This is a genomic window from Tenacibaculum sp. AWR4_210, assembly GCF_056160945.1.
Map to the genome: position 1 here is coordinate 88489 of NZ_JBSWYF010000007.1, position 22502 is coordinate 110990.

At 37.5% G+C, this 22502-nt stretch carries 23 protein-coding genes; 18 read left to right on the forward strand and 5 right to left on the reverse strand.

Annotated features, from left to right (window positions below; translation table 11 throughout):
* Position 1 precedes the first annotated feature (1 nt).
* From ACXAG7_RS13860 to ACXAG7_RS13880, 5 genes are all read right to left on the reverse strand, one after another.
* Positions 2 to 2275, reverse strand: a complete 2274-nt coding sequence (locus ACXAG7_RS13860; RefSeq protein WP_476667177.1) for a hypothetical protein — start codon at positions 2273 to 2275, stop codon at positions 2 to 4.
* Between the two features lie 207 nt (positions 2276 to 2482).
* The gene (locus ACXAG7_RS13865; RefSeq protein WP_408042494.1) at positions 2483 to 2821 is read right to left on the reverse strand and encodes a hypothetical protein; all 339 of its coding nucleotides are present in this window, start codon (positions 2819 to 2821) and stop codon (positions 2483 to 2485) included.
* An 80-nt stretch (positions 2822 to 2901) separates the two neighbouring features.
* Positions 2902 to 3327 (reverse strand): hypothetical protein, encoded by a 426-nt coding sequence (locus ACXAG7_RS13870; RefSeq protein ID WP_408042493.1) that lies wholly within the window; start codon positions 3325 to 3327, stop codon positions 2902 to 2904.
* A gap of 17 nt (positions 3328 to 3344) precedes the next feature.
* A complete protein-coding gene (locus ACXAG7_RS13875; protein ID WP_476667178.1) occupies positions 3345 to 4574 on the reverse strand; it encodes a DUF2586 family protein in 1230 nt (409 codons plus the stop codon).
* Between the two features lie 19 nt (positions 4575 to 4593).
* Positions 4594 to 5244, reverse strand: coding sequence for a hypothetical protein (locus ACXAG7_RS13880; RefSeq protein WP_476667179.1), 651 nt, complete (start codon positions 5242 to 5244; stop codon positions 4594 to 4596).
* Between the two features lie 310 nt (positions 5245 to 5554).
* Here ACXAG7_RS13880 and ACXAG7_RS13885 point away from each other — a divergent pair, with 310 nt between their 5' ends.
* The 18 genes from ACXAG7_RS13885 to ACXAG7_RS13970 all read left to right on the forward strand — a co-directional run bounded on the left by ACXAG7_RS13885 (position 5555) and on the right by ACXAG7_RS13970 (position 22479).
* The gene (locus ACXAG7_RS13885) at positions 5555 to 7987 is read left to right on the forward strand and encodes a tetratricopeptide repeat-containing sensor histidine kinase (protein ID WP_476667180.1); all 2433 of its coding nucleotides are present in this window, start codon (positions 5555 to 5557) and stop codon (positions 7985 to 7987) included.
* 27 nt (positions 7988 to 8014) lie between these two features.
* Positions 8015 to 8749 (forward strand): LytR/AlgR family response regulator transcription factor, encoded by a 735-nt coding sequence (locus ACXAG7_RS13890; RefSeq protein ID WP_408042489.1) that lies wholly within the window; start codon positions 8015 to 8017, stop codon positions 8747 to 8749.
* Between the two features lie 75 nt (positions 8750 to 8824).
* Positions 8825 to 9559, forward strand: coding sequence for a YqjF family protein (locus ACXAG7_RS13895; protein WP_476667181.1), 735 nt, complete (start codon positions 8825 to 8827; stop codon positions 9557 to 9559).
* 4 nt (positions 9560 to 9563) lie between these two features.
* The gene (locus ACXAG7_RS13900) at positions 9564 to 10208 is read left to right on the forward strand and encodes a hypothetical protein (protein ID WP_476667182.1); all 645 of its coding nucleotides are present in this window, start codon (positions 9564 to 9566) and stop codon (positions 10206 to 10208) included.
* Positions 10209 to 10223: 15 nt separating this feature from the next.
* Positions 10224 to 10952, forward strand: a complete 729-nt coding sequence (locus ACXAG7_RS13905) for a hypothetical protein (RefSeq protein ID WP_476667183.1) — start codon at positions 10224 to 10226, stop codon at positions 10950 to 10952.
* A 121-nt stretch (positions 10953 to 11073) separates the two neighbouring features.
* Entirely contained in the window at positions 11074 to 11490 is a 417-nt protein-coding gene (locus ACXAG7_RS13910) for a DoxX family protein (RefSeq protein ID WP_476667184.1), read from the forward strand.
* Positions 11483 to 11935: a MarR family winged helix-turn-helix transcriptional regulator gene (locus tag ACXAG7_RS13915; protein WP_476667185.1), complete on the forward strand. Its 453-nt coding sequence runs from the start codon at positions 11483 to 11485 to the stop codon at positions 11933 to 11935. Before ACXAG7_RS13910 ends, ACXAG7_RS13915 begins: the two co-directional genes overlap by 8 nt.
* A gap of 3 nt (positions 11936 to 11938) precedes the next feature.
* Complete coding sequence (locus tag ACXAG7_RS13920) at positions 11939 to 12352, forward strand: organic hydroperoxide resistance protein (protein WP_476667186.1); 414 nt, start codon at positions 11939 to 11941, stop codon at positions 12350 to 12352.
* Between the two features lie 205 nt (positions 12353 to 12557).
* Complete coding sequence (locus tag ACXAG7_RS13925; RefSeq protein WP_476667187.1) at positions 12558 to 13727, forward strand: flavin monoamine oxidase family protein; 1170 nt, start codon at positions 12558 to 12560, stop codon at positions 13725 to 13727.
* Positions 13728 to 14447: 720 nt separating this feature from the next.
* On the forward strand, positions 14448 to 14711 hold the full coding sequence (locus tag ACXAG7_RS13930; protein WP_476667188.1) for a hypothetical protein: 264 nt from the start codon (positions 14448 to 14450) through the stop codon (positions 14709 to 14711).
* 55 nt (positions 14712 to 14766) lie between these two features.
* Positions 14767 to 15504, forward strand: a complete 738-nt coding sequence (locus ACXAG7_RS13935; RefSeq protein WP_476667189.1) for a GLPGLI family protein — start codon at positions 14767 to 14769, stop codon at positions 15502 to 15504.
* A 3-nt stretch (positions 15505 to 15507) separates the two neighbouring features.
* On the forward strand, positions 15508 to 18177 hold the full coding sequence (locus tag ACXAG7_RS13940; protein WP_476667190.1) for a carboxypeptidase regulatory-like domain-containing protein: 2670 nt from the start codon (positions 15508 to 15510) through the stop codon (positions 18175 to 18177).
* A gap of 206 nt (positions 18178 to 18383) precedes the next feature.
* Positions 18384 to 18815: a hypothetical protein gene (locus tag ACXAG7_RS13945; RefSeq protein WP_408042478.1), complete on the forward strand. Its 432-nt coding sequence runs from the start codon at positions 18384 to 18386 to the stop codon at positions 18813 to 18815.
* A 138-nt stretch (positions 18816 to 18953) separates the two neighbouring features.
* Complete coding sequence (locus ACXAG7_RS13950) at positions 18954 to 19649, forward strand: YiiX family permuted papain-like enzyme (RefSeq protein ID WP_408042477.1); 696 nt, start codon at positions 18954 to 18956, stop codon at positions 19647 to 19649.
* 447 nt (positions 19650 to 20096) lie between these two features.
* Positions 20097 to 20417 carry a hypothetical protein gene (locus tag ACXAG7_RS13955; RefSeq protein ID WP_476667191.1) on the forward strand — a complete coding sequence of 107 codons (321 nt, stop codon included), beginning with the start codon at positions 20097 to 20099 and terminating at the stop codon, positions 20415 to 20417.
* A 114-nt stretch (positions 20418 to 20531) separates the two neighbouring features.
* Positions 20532 to 21092, forward strand: a complete 561-nt coding sequence (locus tag ACXAG7_RS13960; RefSeq protein ID WP_476667192.1) for a hypothetical protein — start codon at positions 20532 to 20534, stop codon at positions 21090 to 21092.
* A gap of 168 nt (positions 21093 to 21260) precedes the next feature.
* The gene (locus ACXAG7_RS13965; RefSeq protein ID WP_408042474.1) at positions 21261 to 22061 is read left to right on the forward strand and encodes a hypothetical protein; all 801 of its coding nucleotides are present in this window, start codon (positions 21261 to 21263) and stop codon (positions 22059 to 22061) included.
* Between the two features lie 145 nt (positions 22062 to 22206).
* On the forward strand, positions 22207 to 22479 hold the full coding sequence (locus tag ACXAG7_RS13970) for a hypothetical protein (RefSeq protein WP_408042473.1): 273 nt from the start codon (positions 22207 to 22209) through the stop codon (positions 22477 to 22479).
* Positions 22480 to 22502: the final 23 nt, after the last annotated feature.

The following is a 22502-nucleotide window of genomic DNA, read 5'->3' on the forward strand; positions in this document are numbered from 1 at the left end:
GTTATCGTTGGGTGTAAGTTGAAATTTTAGCATCCTGTAATGCTTCTTTTAATATTTTGGTCATCATACGTTTTACTTCGGGCATCGATTCTTTCAGCTGGGTGACATTAATATTCAACTCTCCAACTAAGGTATCGATGTGCAATCCTTCTCCTGCTAGGTTTGCTCGACCAGAAAAACCGGTTCCTGGCTTCGCAGTAATCTGTACTCCAGCACCTTTGACCTCTGTACCATCTCCATCTTTTCCGAAAACACTGTGAATTCCGGTCGTAATAACCTCTGATGACTTGTTCACTACGGTATTAACCACACTTCCTGCGTTGGTTGCCAAACTCTCTAAAAATGACCATACATTTTTGGGGGCTTCACGATGGAGTGTACCCTGATTGTTGACCGTCTGAATTACCGAAAACACACCGGAAGCCAAGGACTCGAAAAATTCTGAAAACAATGACCTCATCAAGGTTAAAGCGGCTGTAAACTCCTCGCTAAAAAGCGCTACCTGAGCTTGGACATTCTCCATCACACCCGCTAAATTTTCAAATACACTTATCAAGGAAATTACCTGCTGATTAACCGTGGTAAACAGCGCATTAAATTGGCCTATAAGCATCGCTATTTGTTCGGAAATTTTCTGAAATAACACCACAGTACTGTTTATAATTAGCTGCACTGCTTTTACTACCGCCACTGAAAGCCTTCGCCAAAGCGATATAATCTTTGTCAAAAACTTAAATTTCTGAATCACCTTAAAGAGCTTAAGGAGAATTCGATGGGTATTTCTAACGAGCTTGAATTTTTGAATACTGATAAATACCTGCTCCAATACATTGATGTACTGCTTTACTTTGTTTATGGCTACGAGCTGTATCTTTTGAACATTTACCGTTAGCTTCACCGGAATCACTACCTGTGTTAAACGCGCTATAAAAAGTTGAAACACCTGTGTTATGCGTTGCACAAATACTGTAGTCACGCGATTCCAATGCACAGTTAATTGGGTGATACTCGACTCCAAAACAAATTTTAAGCGCGTCACCACCTGTGAAAAATGCACAAATACCGCTTGTATTGTTGCAATACTCTGTATCCAAATAGATACAACGTTCTCGAGTTGAAGAACAAAGACGGTCAAATTAACAAACAACTTCTGCACTTTTAAGGAAAACTGCGCCAGCATAAGCTTCCATTGCTGCTGTACACTCACAAAAGCGGTAATAAAATTGACAACAGTTAATTGAAAGCCTTGAAACACGTACTTCAGGTTTTCAATACTCAAACGGAATTCAGTAATCACCTGTTTAAAACTTAAGCGCAGCTTATTGATAATACTGACAAAAACGAATTTCAAATTTTTAATTACCAATTGAAACCCATTGATCACCTGCTTAAAACTAAGGCTCAGCTTATTGGTAATCCTATTAAAAACGAGTTTCAGATTTTTAATCGTCAATTGAAAACCGTTGATTACCTGCCTAAAACTAAGACTCAGTTTATTGGTAATCCTATTAAAAACGAGTTTCAGGTTTTTAATCGTCAATTGGAAACCGTTGATTACCTGCTTAAAATTAAGACTCAGCTTATTGGTAATACTGTTGAAAACCAGCTTTAAATTCTTAATCGTCAATTGAAAACCGTTGATTACCTGTTTAAAGCTGAGGCTCAACTTATTGGTGATACCGTTAAAAACCAACTTTAAATTCTTAATGGTCAATTGAAAACCGTTGATTACCTGTTTAAAACTGAGATTCAACCTATTGGTCATGCCCTTAAAAATGAGCTTAAGATTTTTAATAACCAAACGAAATCCTTTCACTACTTGTTTAAAGCTAAGGGAGAGTTTGTTTGTAATTCCTTTAAAAACGAGTTTTAAATTTTTAATGCTCAAGCTAAAACCCTTAAACGATTGCTTTAAATTCGTAACAAACTTTGTTGTAAACCCTTTAAAAACATTTTTGAATTTTACTGAAATTCCCTTGAACACATTTTTTATTTTGCCCAGCGATAACTTAAAGCTTTTATCAAGGGTTTCATTGGTTTTAGCAATGATGTGTTGCACCGTTTCTAACTTGTTTACGATGTCGATCGAAAAATTATTCTTAACATTTACCTTTTGATTTTTGGTCGTGTTGACACGGATGTTTTGAATTACATTTTCTCCCGCATTTGCCACGGTGGCTATGGACTTGTGAATTGCACTCGAGGCCAATTCTGCCTGTTTATTAAAAATATGCAGGGCGGCCACGGCCTTCCCTATAGAAATATTACTAATCATCTTCGCCAAAAATTTTAGCCAAAGCCTTCGCTGTGACGTATTCTTGTTTTTTATCTAAATACTCTTGGAGCCAAAGCGCTTCACCGATAAGCCTCAAAAACTGTTCATCGTTCTGTTGATAAGGGTCTACCTTAAAATAATAGCGAATCAGTGCAGCTGCTTTCAGTATTTCATCCTCTCCCGCTAGCTCAGAAATAAGGAAAGGATCTAAATCTTTTTTGCCGTTGCCTCTTTGGGTTGTGTCACATCTGCAAACGCGGTAATTACGGACAGCTTCAAGTCGTCATCCATTTCTATTTCCTGATCTCCACCGAGAAAACAGTTTTTAAAGAGTACTTCTAAGGCTTTAAACTCATCGGCTTTTGAAGTTTGTAACACTGCTGCTCTCGTAGCCATCGTAGGTTTCCTGAAATAGGCATAACACTTCTCTGACTCGTCGTTATCTACTGATACTTTAATGAGTTTTCCGTATTTTGATTTCCAAGTTTGTAATTGTGCTGTAGTAATGTTACCGTCTAATACGGTTGTGTTTTTTGTTGTTTCCATGTTTCTTTGTTTCTTTTTTCTTTTTAAATCCGAGCAACAAACTGCAATTATTGCCCGGATAGTTTATAGTAAATTGTCGCTTAGTTCCATTCAATATGAGAGACGATAAGGTCTAGCTGAACTTCTACCTTAGAATCTCCTTGTTTCATATCTCGTTTGTTGGTTTTGAATTCACAATTCCTGATAACATGTGTTATCACATTGCTAGAATTATCTAAAAAGCTAACCTTGATATCAAACAGAGGAACATCTTGAAGTCGTTTTCCTTTTGGCAATGCTTGTTGAATGGATTCTACCTCAAAAGCGTACAGCGTAATCGATGCTTTGGCCTCGTATTTTCCTCTGCCTCTAAAAACAGGCATGTCCCCTGCTCCGTAATGATTTTCTTTTACTTGTGCATCGTCGTAACTAATGGCAGTGATTCCGGTAACGATTCTATCTAATATATTTACTTCAACCGACGACCATCCGTGACGATGGCCATTTACTAATGGTAAATGTGGCATGATTTTAAGTCTTTAAGTTATTTTGATTTTGCAAAAGGATTTTTAAATCCTAAGTCTACAGTGATCTTTCTGGCCGTTCCGGTAGGAATAATAGAAACCACTACTTTGAGTTCGCTCGTTGCTAAAATATTTTGCAAGGGATCAACAAATACTTCCAATGCTGATATTTCTCCATTGGCCAACATGGCCTCTAGTGCCGCCTTACAAAGTGTTTCCATACCTTTGACTACAGAGGGAGCCAGTGTCCCATTTTGCGGATCGACAAGTACGGGAGAGTTTACTTTTGGCAACAGGGCCTGACGTACCAATCTCGATGCCTTATGTAAAGTTCTATTGGCTTCGATAAACGTATAATCCGAGGTCTTTTCAATACAGGTATGACTGTCGTTAAAATACACTCCTCCAATTCCGACATGGGTGCGAGTAAAAACGTATTTCGCCTCGTCTAAAACCGTTTGTGCTCCTTCTGTTGGTAAATTTTTCCCTCCGACAAAACCTACTTTTTGAAAACCATCACCACTGAGGTTAAACTTTTCTATCCAAGCAATGTTTTCGGATACTTTCGCTTTTGATACCGCGCCGAGTAGTACGCCTACCGCTGCTGTATTTTTGTAATTGTCTTCTTTAGCCTTTGCGGAGTCCATAGCAACCACTACTGAAACTCCTGAAGCCCCGATACCTTTGATTGCCACAGGTGCTTTGGTCGCATCAAATCCCTTACCTTCTAAAAAAATTTCCATAGGGCGGTGATTTTTAAACGCCTGTTCTGTTGCCGTTTTTGCTGCCGCCACTGCCTTGAGAGTTTGACTAAAATACTCTGGAGTTGTTTTAGATTTCGACTGATCTTCTCCTTTAAAAACAATCGCTAACTGTCTGATTTCTCCCAATGCTAATTCTTGCATCTTTTCAGCATCTTTCACCAAATTTGCATAGGTAGTTGCCTTGCTGTTTTTGTAAATAAACAGATCACCCGAAGGATTCATTCTAAAATACTGTGCTATTTGATAATACGCAGATTCCCCGCCGTTATCATAAGCTGGGATGATTCCCAAACCTTCTGCATCCTTCAAGGATGCCAAACGATACAATGTTTCATCTTTAAGCTGTAATGCAGTATCTCCAATTTTTGGACCGGTAGCATCAGCTCCGTTAAAGAGTAACCCTGAGACCATGTCTCTATTGGGAATTCTCCTTCCTAATCCGCCCGAGACCTTGTTGATTACAACGTCATTAAATAGTGCGCCCATAGTGCTAATTTTTATTTATTTATTTTCTGTTTTGTTCTTTGTTTAGTTCAATTTTATGGGTGATGATTTTGTCGACGAGCTCCGCCTTACCATCGGTATATACAGTTACATCAATTCCCTGTTTCCCTAACTTTTCTATCAGCGCCTCTTTCTTTGCGGGCTGTTTTAAATCGTCCTTACTAAACGCGTTGTTAAGAAGTAGGTTGTAGTGTTTTACCTGCCCTGTATCAATCAGGGTGGTTGTATACTCCATTTCCCATATTGAAAAATCAATCTTTTCCCATACCATCTGACTCTCTAATCGTTGGCCTTCTCTAATTTTAAGAATGGGATTACTCACGGCAACAGCATTCGTCGGAGCAGAAGACACAGCACGCAAGGCTTTATCTATTTCACTCGCCATGGAGAAAACACCTGAAAACTGCTGATACAACTGGGGTGGAAAAACGATTGATATCTGAAAACTCACCTGACCTTGTCGAAACCCAGAGGCTCCTTGCTCCCACAAAACATCTTTGTACCGGAAAAAAACTCGGGGCGATTTCAAGGGGCCCTGTTGTCTGAAATAGGCATCACTATACAGCGATAGTTTTACCGGTGTTCCATCGGAACTTTTCAAGTGACTTTCAATGTGACTTTTTACAGTCTTAAAAAAGGAATTCAATACCATCTTGTTTCTTTTTCGCTACCTGACCCTCTGATTCACAAAGCATAGCTCGGTAGGTTCAAAGCCAAAAGTAGCCGCTTATTACAGCGCAAAATGGTCATTTTTATAAGTGTTGTAGTTTTATCAAAAAGCGCTTCATCTAATTTGATAAGCGAAAAAACACATTCAAAAAATCGTGAGTTCTCCTAAATTTTACACCTCTTTATTCTTATTTTTTTATAGATTTGCCCTCTCTTTTTGAACCTTTCACTTTCATCGTTAGAATTTTCTGTTCTGGTAATCTAGTATTTTATCAAACTAAAACAGAGAACACATGCTACCCAATCCTTCGCCCATGGCAACCTCTAAGAGGAGGCTCAAACACACCATTACATTATTTTTCTTAATTCTAACTCACGTACTGGTCTTAAACGCCCAGCAAACCCCAAAAATAGACTCGCTCATTCAACGCAGTCATGAAGAAACTTCGGCCGCTGCCAAAATCAAACTCTACAATAAAATAGCGCAGTTATACCCCCCTAAAGACTCATTGCAAAAACTGGCGTATATTCAAAAATCCATGAAGCTCTCTGAAGAAACAGGGCTGATATCAGGTACCATTGGCGCCTTGTTAGAACTCGGTTATTTCAGAATCAAAAAAGGGGAATACCAGCTCGCTTCAAAACAGTACCTCAACATTACCTCTCTGGCCGGAGATAGCCTCTTACAGCAAAAAGCCAAGGCCTATAACAACCTCGGAATTTTAGCCTACTTGCAAGACAAAGACAGCAGTGCCTTGGTATTCCACAAAAAGAGTTTGGCCATCAAACAACAGATTAAGGACACCATTGGTATTGCCAAATCACAAAACAATATAGGCCTCTTATACGAAGAACTCGGACAACACAACAAAGCCTTGTACTTTTACGAACAGTCCATCAAAACAAAAAAACTACGCAACGACAAAAAAGGACTCTGTTTTAGCTATTTAAACATCGGGGTTATCCATCAGAACAAAGGCGATTATCAGCTCGCTCTCGACACCTATTTAAAGGCCTTGAACTACGCAGAAGACATTAAGAATGCTAGTCAAATTGCCATGTGCAATACCAATATCGGAATCGTCTACAGCAAACTCGGTGATAAAAATAAAGCTATAGCATATTACCGTGCATCACTTGCCTACGAAAAAGAGCAGGACAATAAAAAGGGGATTGCAGCAAACTTGAACAACATAGGAGCGGCCTATTACGACCTCGGTCGCTATCCTGAAGGTCTTGAGTACTACCTTCAATCGTCAAAAATTCTTTCGGCAATTCCAGACACTCGCGGATTGACAATTAACTACAACAATATTGGAAGTATTTACAACGAATTAATGCTCTTTACCGATGCCCTCCATTATTTTAAAAAAGGACTGGAACTGGCCAAAAAATCGGAACACAAAGGCCAAACTCCCTTGCTGTATAACAATATTGCCAACACCTATGCCTCTATGAAAAAATTTGACCAGGCATTGGAAAATTATCAGTACTCCTTGCAAGCTGCTGAAAAGCTAGAAAACAAAGAATTCATCGCGGTAAATTTAATCGATTTAGGACAGCATTTCCTCGACACAAATCAACTTAAAAAAGCCATTAGCCACGCAGAAAAAGGCTTAGCCTTAAGCCAACAAATAGATTTTAAATCCAATATTGCTGAAGCCTACATCCTAGCAGGAAGAATTGCTTGGAGACAAAAAAACCTCACCAAAGCACAACAACTGCTCGAACGCGGAATTGCCCTGGCCCATACTATCCAAAATGTCACCAATATAAAACTAGGTGCTCAAATTTTAGTTGCTATTCACAAAGCACAAGGCAACTACAAGGGAGCGCTACAGCGTCTTGAAACCTTCCATACGCTCTATGATTCACTTCTGGGAAAAGAAAAAAACCTCACTATTGCAGGATTAAAAATTAAACACGAAACTGAAATAAAAGAACAAGAAATCGTCAACCTCAATCAAGAAGCTGCCATTAAAGAACTTCAACTCTCTGAGTCAAAATTAAAAACTACCGCACTGATCATTACCGTACTTGTACTACTGCTCTTAGGAATTGTGCTCGTGCTTATTTATCAGCAAAAACAATTCAAACTCACGCAGAAAAATCGAGATATCGAACAGAATTTGTTACGCGTTCAAATGAATCCTCATTTTATTTTTAATGCCATGGCGGCCATTCAGGACTATATTGATAGTGGTGCTAAAGAAAAAGCAGGATTGTACCTCGCTAAGTTCGCCAAACTTATACGGCAAGTTTTAGACAATTCTCGCAATCAGTTTGTGCCCCTCGAACAAGAAATAAAAATGCTCGATAACTACCTCGCTATCCAAAACCTGCGCAGAGCTGTACCATTTAACTATCACATTGACGTTGATGAAGCCATATTCACCGATGAAATTGCCATTCCACCTATGTTTGCACAACCCTTTGTAGAAAATGCCATTGAACACGGTATAGCCTCACTGGGAGCTGAGGCGACTATCACCATCAGCTTTAGCCTAAAAGACGATCTCATCATTTTAGCCATTGAAGACAATGGTATCGGTATCACCGCCCTCGAACAAGAAATCCCGACAAATCACACCTCTCATGCAATGGCCATCACTAAAGAACGAATAGACCTCCTCAAAAAACGAGGATACAAAGAGAGTTACTTCAAAGTACACTCCGTAGCAACGGGTACCCGTGTTCAACTTCAACTCCCCTCTTTTACTATGTAAGCCTACTATCTACAGAACTATACTACTATGCAAACAGTTATCATTGAAGACAATAAAGCCGCCCAAAAAAGCCTGATAAGGCAACTGGAAAAACACTGTCCAAACGTACATTTGTGCGGTGTGGCTGAAACGGTAGAAACTGCTATCGCACTTATCACAACCACGGCTCCAGAACTCGTATTTTTGGATGTCGAACTCCCCGACGGGAACGGTTTTGACATCCTGGAGAGTTTGCCCGACAAAAACTTTCAGCTGATCTTTATCTCATCCTTTCAGCAGTACGCCTTACAAGCTATTAAGTACAGCGCGTTGGACTACTTGTTAAAACCTTTCGATTACGAAGATCTCGTCACCGCGGTTGAGAAGGCCTTGACCGAACGCCATACCCACGCTACGTCACAAAAACTAGACACCCTTCGTGAAAACATGACCTATGAACGCCCGCATAAACTCATCGTAAAAGACAAGCACGGACTCCAAATAATTACTATAAACGATATTTTTCACTTGGAAGCCAATGGGAGTTATACAGAATTCTTTATCAAAGACCAACATTCGCTAATGGCGACAAAGTCGATAAAAGAGTACCAGAACCTATTACCTAATCAAACTTTTTTTCGCTGTCATCAATCCTTTTTGGTCAATTTAAACCACCTCATCCGATACGATAAACGCGAAGGCGACTTCCTAGTACTCAAAAATGGCTATAAAGTCCCCTTGGCAACGAGAAAAAAAGACACTTTTCTTAAAATTTTACAATAAAATAGGCTCCTTGGATCATTTATCCGAGGAGTTTTCTCGGTATTTCGTAATTTTAACACTGCTAAACTCAACGCTATGAATATTACGAAAGAAACGGCGCACAGGCCCTTTTCTATGCCCAGCACTCCTTGGAAATTTTACCAAGAATGGAACCGTGCCATTTTTTTGCATTGGCCCGTTCCTAAGACACTCTTACAACCCTATATCCCTTCCTTAGTACAGCTTGACACCTGTGATGGAACAGCATGGATAAGTTTTGTCGCTTTTAGTATGGAAAAGATGAAGTTTCGCTATGTCCCATCCTTTCCACCAATATCAAATTTCGATGAACTCAACCTGCGCACCTATGTGCGCAGCAATGGTAAAAGTGGTGTCTATTTTTTAAGTATCGAAGCTTCTAAAAAATGTGCTTGCTATATCGCTAAAGCAATTTCTGAACTTCCGTATACTCATGCCGCCATGCAACGCGAAACAGGGAAATTCTCTTCAAAAAATAGCGAAAAAGCTACTCAATTTTCGGTTTCCTTCACAAAAGAAAAGCTTATACGGAACAAAACCACCCTTGACCTATGGCTTACAGAACGCTATGCTTTGTTTCAAGAAAACTCCTCTGGTCAACTGCTGCAATTTGACATTCACCATGTGGAGTGGCCCTTGTATGCTATTAAATTAACATCTTTGGATTTTAAATTTCCGAAATTTGAAGAGCTACTCAATACGCCACCAGTACACGCCCATTACTCACCAGGAGTACAGGTTATTGCTTGGGATAAAAACACTGTACACGCTACTGCTCCTCTCGAACCTTAATACTATGAAACATTCTTACCTCTTATTTTTATTCCTATTACTTTTTGCGGTTCACAGCTTTGCACAGCAAGCAAACGCCAAGCATTATAACGAATACGGAATAGAACTATCAGACTTCTTGTATAACAAACGACTACAAGAACCACAGTATCTAGACTTACATTTCCGAAGAGACCAACAAGAAATCACCATTCTTGTACCTAAAGAAAAAGTAGGCCAATTGGCTCCTAGTGCTCTGAAAGCATTACAAGCATACCTCCAAAAAATAGGCAAAAGCAGCCTAGCTGATAACGGTTACCTCGTTATTAATTATCTTTCCCCCTTGGCCTCTAATCAGAAAAAATTTGCTACTTCCAAATGGAACGTGCTGGACGCTAATTTTAGTAATCGTCTAGCCCAACGCGATGCAATCTCCCTCTTTTGGATATACGACCCGAATTCAAAGAGAGCTTCGGACTACCAACGAAAGTACATTCACTGGATTCCCGATAAAGAACGACTCTTAAACAGACTCTTTTTTCCCTATGCAGTTCCCCATGGAAGCTTTTTACTCATCAAGCCTAACGGTGCATTCTATTATCATCAAGGTCCTTATGACAAGGACTATATTTGGAAACAAATGAAGCGTTTTTTCTTTCCTAAACTTTAAAACTCTATAATAATTATGAAAATCATAACGCAGTTAAATAACTACTTTAAACAAAAGTACCGCCAATACTACATATACTATCGTTATCAAAACTTCGATGAGGTTCTGTTGGCGGATCGACTCCATCTTTTAAACAACATTGCAAGCCCCCAGTTGGCAAATATTGGACTGCCTCATTGGAATGGAAAATATTTATGGTACTCAGACTTCAACGAACAGGGAATTCAACATATAGTGCAATACTCCGTAGGTAAAGGATATAGAGGCTTGCTAACCTTCGGGAATGCTTATCGTTTTATCCCTTCATATTCCGGAAATACACTAAGGTATCACCGAACAGCCAAAACGACTAAACTCATGTATCTAAACCATACACCACATTGGTACGGATATATGGAAGGTAAAAAGATTGTTAATTCGGATGAAATTAGTACCGTCAACAAAGCTTCTTTCCAAAAAACCTTGACGAAAAATCTTAGAAGAAATATCCCTATCATAAAAGAATGGTTTGACAACCATCAATCGATAGATCAAAATATTGCTTCTCTGCATCAAAACCTGCAAAAACCTCCATTTCGCATAGGAACTCCTTTGCTCACGGAAGAGTATCTACTGGCATTTCTTTACCATCAACAACATAACGAACAAGAAACCGCTAAGTGGATTCAAGCTCATTTTTCTAAAAACCTAAACTCCCAACACCAAAAAGAGCTACTACTCCGTTATTTACAAATAGACCTGTAAAAAACAATACACTCATTAACAGATACTTAAAAACAAAACCCGTATAAAACCCATTATCGCTTTCCAATTTTCAAGGAAATCTTCGTACATTTGCATCGTGCACGATTTAATCTTTAACGATATGAAAACATTACAAAGCATCGCCCGAATAGTTTTGGGAGCCTTTATGACCTTTGCAGGTATTGGTCATTTAACCTTTCACAGGCAGGAATTTCTAGCTCAAGTACCGCGCTGGCTAACCCATCACTCAGACTTTATGGATCTCATTGTCCTGACCTCAGGAATTGTGGAAATTGCCTTAGGTATCGCCATGATCTTTTTATGGAAACATCAGAAAAAAGTAGGTATTCTGTTGGCAGTCTTCTTCGTGCTTATCTTTCCAGGAAATATTTCACAATACACCAATGAAATTAGTGCTTTCGGACTCGACACAGATCAAAAGCGGCTGATTCGATTATTTTTCCAACCCCTGCTCATAGTATGGGCACTGTGGTCAACAGGATCATTTACTAAAAAAAACAGTACGCAACATGACTAAAACTTGTGAACAACTAAAATTGGAAAACCAACTGTGTTTTCCGCTGTATGCAGCTTCTCGCTTAACGACTAAATTATACGCTCCCCATTTAAAACAGTTGGATATCACCTATCCACAATACCTCGTGCTCTTGGTACTCTGGGAATACGAAACCATGGCTGTAAAAGATATTGGAAGCCTGCTATTTTTAGAAAGTAATACATTGACCCCACTCCTCAAACGTTTAGAACACAAAGAATTGGTTAGCAGAACGCGAGCTACCGACGACGAACGAACAGTACATATTGCATTGACAGCGAAAGGAAAGCAGCTTCAAGTAGCAGCAGCTTCCATCCCTCAAGAAATTGAACGTCACTTTGCCAATGATTCCTTTAGCGACGAGGAGCTCAAGGATTTCCGAAACAACCTCGTAAAATTATTAAGCTTATTACACAAACAGTTATAACCCATGAAAATATTATTTGAAACAGCAGCAACAACTACAGGAGGACGCAAAGGACACGTAAAAAGTGCCGATGGTGTGCTCGATTTTAACCTTAAAATGCCTATCCAATTAGGAGGTGATGGCGGTAATTATACCAACCCAGAGCAATTATTTGCAGCGGGATATTCCGCTTGCTTCGACAGCGCTCTGCAAATGGTAGCCGGAAAAGAAAAGTTACCTATAACATCGAAAACAACAGCGGTTATCGGACTCGCCATGACAGATGTATCGACTTATTCCTTAACAGCGCGTATCGATGTAGCTATAACCGGTGTTTCCGAAGAGGTTGCCAAGACATTACTCGAAAAAGCACATGCCGTTTGTCCTTATTCTTTAGCCTTAAAGGGTAATGTAGCCGTTGAACTCAACTTAGTATAGTCCTGTTGACATCAATAAACCGCATTTCCACGAAAAAGCAGCTCAGGCCAAGGTTTGAGCTGCTTTTTTCATAGTACTGTATTAGTTCGCTCTTTGTATGCCCTAACAAACACGCCCCTATACTACTGGATCACAAAACCCTGGGCAACTTTTGCTTTTTTAAAAAAAGTAATCTAATATTACCAGACATTAAAAGACACCCGATATGACACGCAAAGAATTCCTTAAAATTTGTAGTATTCTCGGAATCAGCCTCCCCCTTCAATCGGTGTTCGGTGCTGAACAATTCATTGACTCCCCTAAAAAGTCAGTGAATTTTAAGGGTAAAATACTCATTATAGGAGCCGGAGCTGCTGGCCTGACAGCGGCCTACCGATTGGCCCAATTAGGTATTGATTTTCAAATTTTGGAAGCCTCGCCAAATTTGGGAGGCCGAATGAAAACTGTCAACGATTTCGTCGATTTTCCTATTCCCTTAGGAGCAGAGTGGTTACATGTTGAAAAGAGTGTCTTTAACGATATTGTAAACGATGCTGAGACGAGCATAGCTATCGAGACAAAAGGATATGAAAGTTCCGATTATGGACTCTATGATGGTGAAGAAATTTCTATGGATGACATGGGCTTTGACATCGACCAAAAATTTGTCAATTCATCATGGTTAGATTTTTTTAAAACCTATGTAGTTCCAACAATCGAGAGTAACATACAATACAACCAAATAGTCGAATCCGTAACCTACCATTCCGATGGTGTTAGCGTTGCCACCTCTACTAAAGAATTTAAAGCAACTAAGGTTATCGTAACTGTACCGGTAAAAATGCTCCAAAAAAAAGCCATCCGTTTTGTCCCAGCACTACCAGAAAAAAAATTAAAAGCCATAGAAAAAGTAACCGTTTGGGATGGTTTTAAAGCTTTTATTGAGTTCTCTGAAAAGTTTTATCCCACCGTTATCGAAACCTCAATTCGTCCTCGAAAATCTGGACAAAAACTGTATTACGATGCTTCCTACGGACAGCATTCTGAGAGAAACGTACTCGGGTTCCTAGCCCTTGGAACCGCAACTGTACCCTACGCCGAGTTATCAGACCAGGCCCTGCTCCAATACATGCTCAAGGAACTAGATGCGCTTTTTGATGGCCAAGCTTCCGAGCAATACCTTCAACACATTACCCAAAACTGGAGTCGTGAGCCTTTTATAGAAGGTGCCTATGTGTACGACCAAGAGCGTTGGAGAACTGTAAAAGTACTCGGTCAGTCCGTGAACAACAGATTGTACTTTGCTGGAACTTCTTATACAGATGGCAGTGATTGGGGAAGTGTTCATGCTGCCGCAAAATCGGCTTTGCGCTGTGTAGCAGAACTACTGAACTAGATATAGATTTTCTTTTGGACATTAATTCGCACGTTTCTCGAGCATCGTATTTTTAACTAGGTATAAATTGACGAGCTTTATGTATATTTATACAGTTACTTTTTAAAAAAAATACGAATAAAAATGCATTGCCCTATGAAACTGAATACCACTTTCGCTCACTATATACTATACTTTGCTCTCCTGAGTAATGGAGCACTTCTCTTACGATTCGTATTCGATTCCTTCTTTATTCTGTGTGAACCCTGTGCTCCCCATACTCCATGTCCTCCCTGCCAAACACCATTTATGACCGACGTATGGTGCTATAGTGCCATTTTAAATTCAGTACTCTTAATCGCATTTGTTATTTCAAACACTACAGCCACTAAAACCCGTAAAGATTAATGCTTACAGTTAGAAATCTCACTGGTACTTCACTGGTATAAACGTCCCTCCTTTTTAACAGTTATTCCCAGTTATCAACAAAAAGTTACCGCCGATAACACAATTCGTGGCGTTTTGAACATACCTCTCTTCCTTATCTATTTTTCAGTCTATTTTTACTAAGTCCCTCCATCAAAGCAATCAGTAGCGCATACTTTACTACTGTAAGTAGCGATGCCCCTTAACAACGAGGATATCTTAGAAAGAGTAATTACCGAAACAGGTAACCACTATTTAAAGCAGGCAATCAAAAAAACCGAGTAGTTTGAAAACTTGCAAAAAAAATCAGGAATTATGAAAAAACGACTAATAGCCTTCGCTCTTCTTTTTATCACCACCAATGCGCTCAGTGCAAAATCTATATACACTAGAGTTTTGTATATGAATTGTGCAGAATACGCAGATATTTCTCAAGGCATCGCGATAATGGCAGGAGTAAACTACGGCACTTCGCTTATAGTATGGCGTGCTTCTTATGATGGTTGTATTGCCTATCAACTCGAAACCTTTAAGGAACTCTCAGAAGATGACATAGACGATGGTGACGATCCCAAGTAAGTAAACTTAACAGACCGCTACAATTATTCATAGACAGTGAATTAAATAGAAACCTATGAAAACATGGATAACAATTGTTCTTCTTTTCTGTAGTTACACTCAACTCGTTTCGCAATCAGGAAATCATGTGATACTTTATGAGGTAAGTACCAAACCCATAGATATATCCAAGTACTTAAGTAAGGAAAACAACAATAACAAAGTGCTCACGACAAATTTGAATAAACTATTCAATTCGAGTAAGAAACTGACTTTTAAGCTAGTCTGTACTCCAAATGAATCGGGCTTTTTCATGCTAAATAAAATGGATATCCCAACTAGTAAAAAGAACCTAGCAGAACTCGTGCTAGGCAATGAGTACTACTATACCAACCTAAAAACCAGCACTATTTTATGTAAAAAGGAAGCGCTAGGAGAAACCTTCATTGTAAGTCATGACATGTTTAAGTGGAAACTTACTCAAGAAGAAAAACGGATTCAAAACTACCTGTGCAAAAAAGCCATAGGCACCAAAAGAATCGTCAATAGTAAAGGAGTTTTTAAATTTAAAATCGAAGCTTGGTTTACACCTGAAATCCCCATTAGCTTCGCCCCTTTAGACTATATGGGCTTACCTGGTTTGATATTGGAACTGACAGGAACACATTACTATTTCAAAGCCAAAAAGATTGAATTGAACACGACTATTCAGGATAAGATTAAAAAACCAACATCGGGAATCACAGTAAGCTATAACGAATTTGAAACGCTCGTTAAAAATTCAATGCAAGCCTATAAAAAGAAATATCATTAAAATTTGAAACTCTTAAAATGTTTAATCTTGATGCCTTGCATGCTCTTGACAAACGAGGCCTTGACACAATCCGTATCTTTATCAGGCACAGTGAAAAATGACAAGGGCGAGATTTTGCAATTTGCTGCTATAATCGCCAGTTCCAAAGCTAACAACAATCGATTGGCATACACACTCAGCGATGAAGAAGGCCAGTACCATTTACCACTGAAGCAGCTCCATCGCTACACAATTTCCGTGTCCTATCTGGGATATCAAAAGTATAAATTTGACATTACTCCAAACTCCGACCTATCGAAAGATATTATCTTAAAGGAAGCTATACATAAGCTCAATACTGTGATTATTGAACTACCCGTAACAGTAAAAAAAGATACGATTACCTATAATCCCCAAACCTTTGTTGACGGTACAGAGCGAAAACTTAAAAACCTACTAAAAAAGCTTCCAGGTGTTAATTTAGATGGCAAGGGCGGCGTGACAGTACTCGGTAAAAGAGTGACTCGACTTCTGGTTGATGGGAAAAAATTCTTTGATGGTAACACAAAACTAGGTATAGAAAACATCCCCGCCGATGCCATTAAAAAGATTGAAGTCATTGATAACTACAACGAGGTATCCTTTTTAAAAAACATCTCAGATTCAGACAATATGGCTATGAACATCCAATTGAAAGAAGACAAAAAACACTTTGTTTTCGGTAATCTGGAAGCAGGTACTGGGCATACTGGTTTTTATAAAAGTACGGCTTCCTTATACTACTATACTCCAAAAACAACCGTGAACGTTATAGGGAATAGCAACAATACCGGAGAAAAGTCGCTTACTTTTAAAGATTATCTCAACTTTCAAGGAGGAATCAACGCGGTTTTCAACTCAGACTTTAACTGGACAGGGGGCCTTTTATCTCAATTTTTAAAAAACAAAAACAACCTTAGCAATACACAACATTTTGGGGCTGTAAACTTCACTAGGACTGTAACTGATAAACTGGAACTCTCGGGCTACGCTGTACTCTCGTACAACAAGGAGCGAAGTTTTCAGGAAAGCTCACGCGAATACACGGCATTTTCAGAACTAAGGCAGGTACATGGATCGTCAAAAACACGCTTTGGTGTCACAAAGCTAAACCTCTCATTTACCCCGACTCCTCAAGAACAATTTTATATCAGAAGTCAAATTAAGTTCAATACCAACGACTATTTTAAGGATGTTTTGTCTGCCGTAAACCAACAAAGTAATTCCATTATAACTCAAAAAAACATCAAAACCAGCTATGCAAATCAAAGTTTTGAATGGCATAAAAACCAATCAGAAAAACACCGATTCTCCGCTATTTTACAAACCATAGTGGAGAAGAACACGGCCACCAATCACTGGAATGCATCTCAGCCCTTCTTAGCTAGAATAAAGCCAATACTTCCCCCTATCAACCCACATCAGTCACAATTGGCAATACGCCAAATTAAAAAAGAGACTCAACAGCTTTTACAAACTACGTTGAAGGACTTTTGGCTCTTGAGCACTAACCATCACATCTACACTACGCTAGGTGACACGTATCAACGTGAAAAGTTTATCCATAGAGATGCCCAGCTATTAGACGATGCATCCGTGAACAACTTTGACCCTGGTGGTTTTAATAATCGTGTCGTATTCACATTAAACAACTTCTTTTCTGGGCTGCATTACAAATTCAAAGCAGGTATATTCACTTGTAAACAAGGTCTATTCTTACATAGTTACCATTGGCAAATTAATCAATCCAATTCACAAATAGACCATCATAAATGGGTACTACTCCCCGATTTTTTAATCAAAATTGAATTCAATAAATCAAAAAAAATACAACTCAACTACAAGCTAAAAACTCGTTTCCCCAATGTTTCCAAACTAACGAATCGCTATTATCTAGAATCTTACAATACGGTATTTAGAGGAAATGAACATCTCGAAAATGAGTTATACCATTCCCTCACAGCATACTACAGTAGGTTTAGCTTATACCGAAACGTCTTATTACTATTGAGTGCCAGTTACCAAAAAAAAATACGTGGATTTAGCACTACGGTCAATTTTAAATCGATCAATCGAATTACGAGTATTGCACTTTTAAACAATGCTATTGAGCATTGGAACCTTCGAGGAAGCATCAAAAAAAAGATTAAAAAAATTCAATATCAGCTGCGTTTAAACTACACACAAGCTAAATTTTTACAACAACTTAATTCCTCATTGGTCGTTAATACCAACAAGAAATTTTCTTATGAGCTGAGTGCGAAAACCTCATTTCACAACTTCCAAAATATAGCAATTGGATACAAGGGAAATACCGGAAAATACATTACCGATGCTAACAGTACCACATTTGTTGTTCACAACCCTTTTGCGAGTATCGCATATTCACCATGTAAAAACTTCCGCTTAAAAGCAAATTATCATCACTACCACTATCAAAACCAAAACCTCCGTCAGCATACCTATTATACCATCGTAAACACCTCTTTGTCTTATCAAAAAAAAGACAGCCCGTGGAACTTCGAACTCCGCCTTCAAAACCTTAACAATGAAAAATTCAAGCAAAGCAATCGATTTTCAAGCTATGTTATTTCAGATACAAAAAACTATATCCTACCCAGAATATTCCTACTGAGTATTGGGTACAAATTGTAGTGCAAGAAACTCCCTACGAGTTTAAAAATACCGCTGCCATACTTTGAAATTAACCATAATATCATCAAAAACCACCAATTGGCCCAACGCTTTGAGTACTCTCACAGCCGAATACATCAATAACAAAAATCCCGCAGCCCTTTGATGATGCTAGCATTTACTTTACATTTGGAATAACAAGCATACTTAGAAAAACTGCTAAAAAAATGACCGAAAAAGAATTAGAAAACATCATATCCTATTTAGAGGAACATCATAAAAAGGAAACTGCTCTTTTTGGATTTTATCATCAAGATGGAGATGAATATAATACTTGTATCAAGGCCAATGAACAAGGACTTAGCTTATTTTCGTCTGAACTGTTAAAAGCAATTCTAAAGGTTAGAAATCAAAAAATTAAAAAGGACACGGTTGATTATATTGATTTAGAACTTGACTGGACTGATCCGAATGCAAATTACTTTTTTGAAAATATCATTCTTACAAAAGAATTAAAAACAGCTAATCAACAGATCATTCCTGAAGAAAAACAAACATGGAAAGACCAATTTTATGGATTCTTAATTTTTAGTAGCATCCTACTACTCATCGCTATGATACTGATAGGATTTTTTACAACTATTAAATGGATATTCTAAACCAGAGTACTAGAGTAGTATATTGGTCGTTACTATTTCTGAGTGGATGTTACCAGCAGCCACCTAAAACTAACTTTTGGAGTTTCGAACAACTAATTCGAGCGAGTACAGAAAAACAGTCAAAACAGTCAAAACAGCATGAAAAAAATTAGTCTACTACTAGTAACAGGAAGTTTAGCTTTCCTGACGTACTTCGGAACGAAAATGTCTTTGTTTGCAACAGGAGCTAAAGAACTCGTTCAACTCGAACAAAAAAAGGTTATCCAACTTCAGGGATCCGAGCAAAAAGTTAAAATAAATGAGGGCGATATCATTTTTCAAACCTCAACATCTCCCCAAAGTAAGGCCATTCAATTAGCTACAAACTCCCAATACAGTCATATGGGGATTATTTTCAAGAAGGATGGACAGTTTTTCGTTTACGAAGCGGTGCAACCCGTAAAATTTACACCACTAGCAGTTTGGATACATCGCGGTAAAAATGGACATTACGTTATAAAACGACTTAAAAACGCCGATCGACTGTTGTCCAGAGCTACTTTGAGTAAAATGAAGAAAATTGCGGAGCAATATAAAGGGAAGCCCTATGACCTTTACTTTGAATGGTCAGACGATAAGATCTATTGCTCTGAACTCGTTTGGAAAATCTATAAACAGGCAACCGATATAGCAATTGGACAACTGGAAAAGCTATCGGACTTTAACTTAACCAAGGATATTGTGAAGGCTAAAATGAAAGAACGCTACGGAGACCATATTCCCTGGAACGAACTAGTGATCTCTCCAGCAGCAATGTTCAATTCGGACCAACTCATGACCATTGAAGAGAATTGAAAACCGCAAATAAAAAAGCCAGCCGCTAAAAACATATATAAAACACAACTAATAAATAGTTAACCAAGAGGTTTGTTGTATAGGATAAAAAGGAAGCTAAATTCTTAATGTGCTTATAAGAAATGACAAACTAAAAACAAAACATCAATATTCGACTCGGTATTAATCAGAATAGTTACTGTCTTTTCACAGGTCACATTTCATACACAATGACGTTATCCCTGCTATGAAAAGAAGCTCAATGTATTATTTAAGGTCGTCTTTAAGTATTCGTGCTTTTATTTTTCTACGTTTAAACACGTACTTAGCAGGTCATGACGGAGATTTACATGGAGGTTTTATTCCTTCTTACTTCATCTCTAAAAGCCAAAAGCTCATCATTTTTACGTAACTTTACAACAAAAAATCGCAAATAACGCTACTCAAAACGTTAGCAAAAAATTGAAAATGAAAAAAATAACCTATGTTATACTGGTAACTTTAGTTATTGTTTCTTGTAAAGGTACTTATCATCTAAAAAAAACTAATATCGAATTAGATACTTATACTAATTCAATTTATAAAGATGGATTAATCACTTCTGCTTTAGATAAAGAAAGTAACTTTTATTCGATGTTCTATGCAGAGATTAAAGCAACATCTGATTTCAAAAAATTAATAAAGTTTAACTTGAAAAATAGAGAGGATTTTTACAATATCTCTAATGGTATTTATGCCCCTATTTCTAACGAATTTTATTTTACCTCAAACACTAAGCAATCACGGTAGTTAGCACTGTATTTGAATCCATTCGGTATTGCGAGCGTGCGTGTTTGATAAAAAATTAAAGCACCTAAATCAAGGTCATACAAGACCGTTTACAACAAAATAAAAAAATTAAAAATGATAAAAGAGATCAAAAAAAAATTAAAAACAAACGTAAATGTTCTAAAAGGAATAGGGATACTTGAAATAGTTGGAGGAATATCAGGAATCGGAATGATTCTCTGGTTGATATTACAACGAATGGAAATAAACCTGTATGTCTTATTAATTTTATTAATCGCCATGGGCTTCTACGCATACTCTATTTATGCTGGAATAATGTTGTATAAACATAAAGAGAATGGAGTTTTGCACTCAAGAATCTTACAATATTTCCAACTATTTGCTATTTCAACAGGTGGAACGACTTATTTATTAACTTCTGGTGGAAATTTCTTTTTGGGTTACAATATCACAAAATCGATTATTGAATTCAAATTAGGAATAATTTCAAGCGAATTTAAATTAAATATCATGAGCACTGGACAAAATGATTTTGTCTATATGAACATTATGGCAATTGTTATTATACTATTACTTGATAACGCTGTGAGTAAAATTCAAGAACTGAAGAGTTCAAAAGAGAATTACGAAAAGAATAAGGAGGAATTCTTAGCAACTCAAAACAATGAAATATAGGACAGTTTACAACGATGCTTAACCGAAATTCCGAGTGGATCCTATTGCGTGCGAATTTACTCAGAAATACGAGTCGTAAAAATTGATCGAAAATTAAAAACACATAAAACTATAAATAAAAGCTATACGAGACCACCATACTCCATTTAACCCGAGAGAACTACAATAATGAAAAATATCTGTTTTATAATTTTTAGTACATTGCTTTTTTGGGGCTGTCATAATTCAAAAAATATAGAAGGACATTGGCATTTAAAACCGAAGTTTGCTGAATTTGAATATCACACTTTGGACATCAGTAACCAAAGTGACACATTAGTATATTCTGAAAAATATACTTTTGAACCGTATCAAATCAGACATGAACCAAAAGAAAAGTATTTAATTTTTGGAGGTTGTGGAGGTTTTTTCTCTTACACTGCAGGCCCCAAAAGTCTTCTCCTTAAAAATGTTCAAGATTATGGAGATTATATTGGAGAAAAACACGAATTAACAAACGCTCATATTTTAGAAGATTATAAAAAAAATCTAATCATTGATGTTAGATTTCCTGAAATAGCTAATCAGAGTCTCGTCAAAATAGATGAAATACCTATTGGAGCGGGGATAGAAAATATAATCATTGGACGTCCGAAACCTAAAAAAAATGTTTTTTTCATAGACAGAGATAGAATTCAAGTAAGACATGAGTATATAGATATTGAAAATCTTGAAAAGTTCTTAGATAAAGTAAAAGGATGTTATACAAATGAAAATTTACCTTTTGTTAGTTTTAGACTTATTTCAGATAAAAATGTGTCTGGTGAGTTAATTTTTTCAATAAAAGAAAAACTTAACAAAGCTAATTTTAAAAGAGTATATTTAACTTTCTTAAAAAAGGACATTCAGGAATTAGGAAATTTATTTGAATACATAGATTTGAAAAATATCGAATTGAATTCAGACAAAAATATTAACGATATGTTCTGACAAAAGCGTTATACAACCACCTAGTCAGTTCATTGCTACTATCTTGAAGAATCCTAGTAAATTTTCTGCTAGGGGATTCACTTAAAAACTTTAGTAACCCCCCATGTAACTATGCATAAATGAAACTACTAGTAATAATTAACAAATGATTAATAAATTGGTTTCTAATTTCGAAAAAGATAAAAGGAAAAATGAAATTGAACGATTAAGAAATAGCATTAAACTCGACGATATTGTGTTTTCGTACGAGAAATACTTAGACTATCTGACAGAAGGAGATGTACCGATCTATTCTGAACGAAGTGAAATTACTATGAGGTTTTTAGACAGAGACTTTTTAGACTCTCATGAAATTATTGTAGAAATTGACTCAAATAATGATTTTGCTTTCAAAGACGCCTTCTTTGAACCCATATAAAAAACTCTTGCCAGTCTGGTATA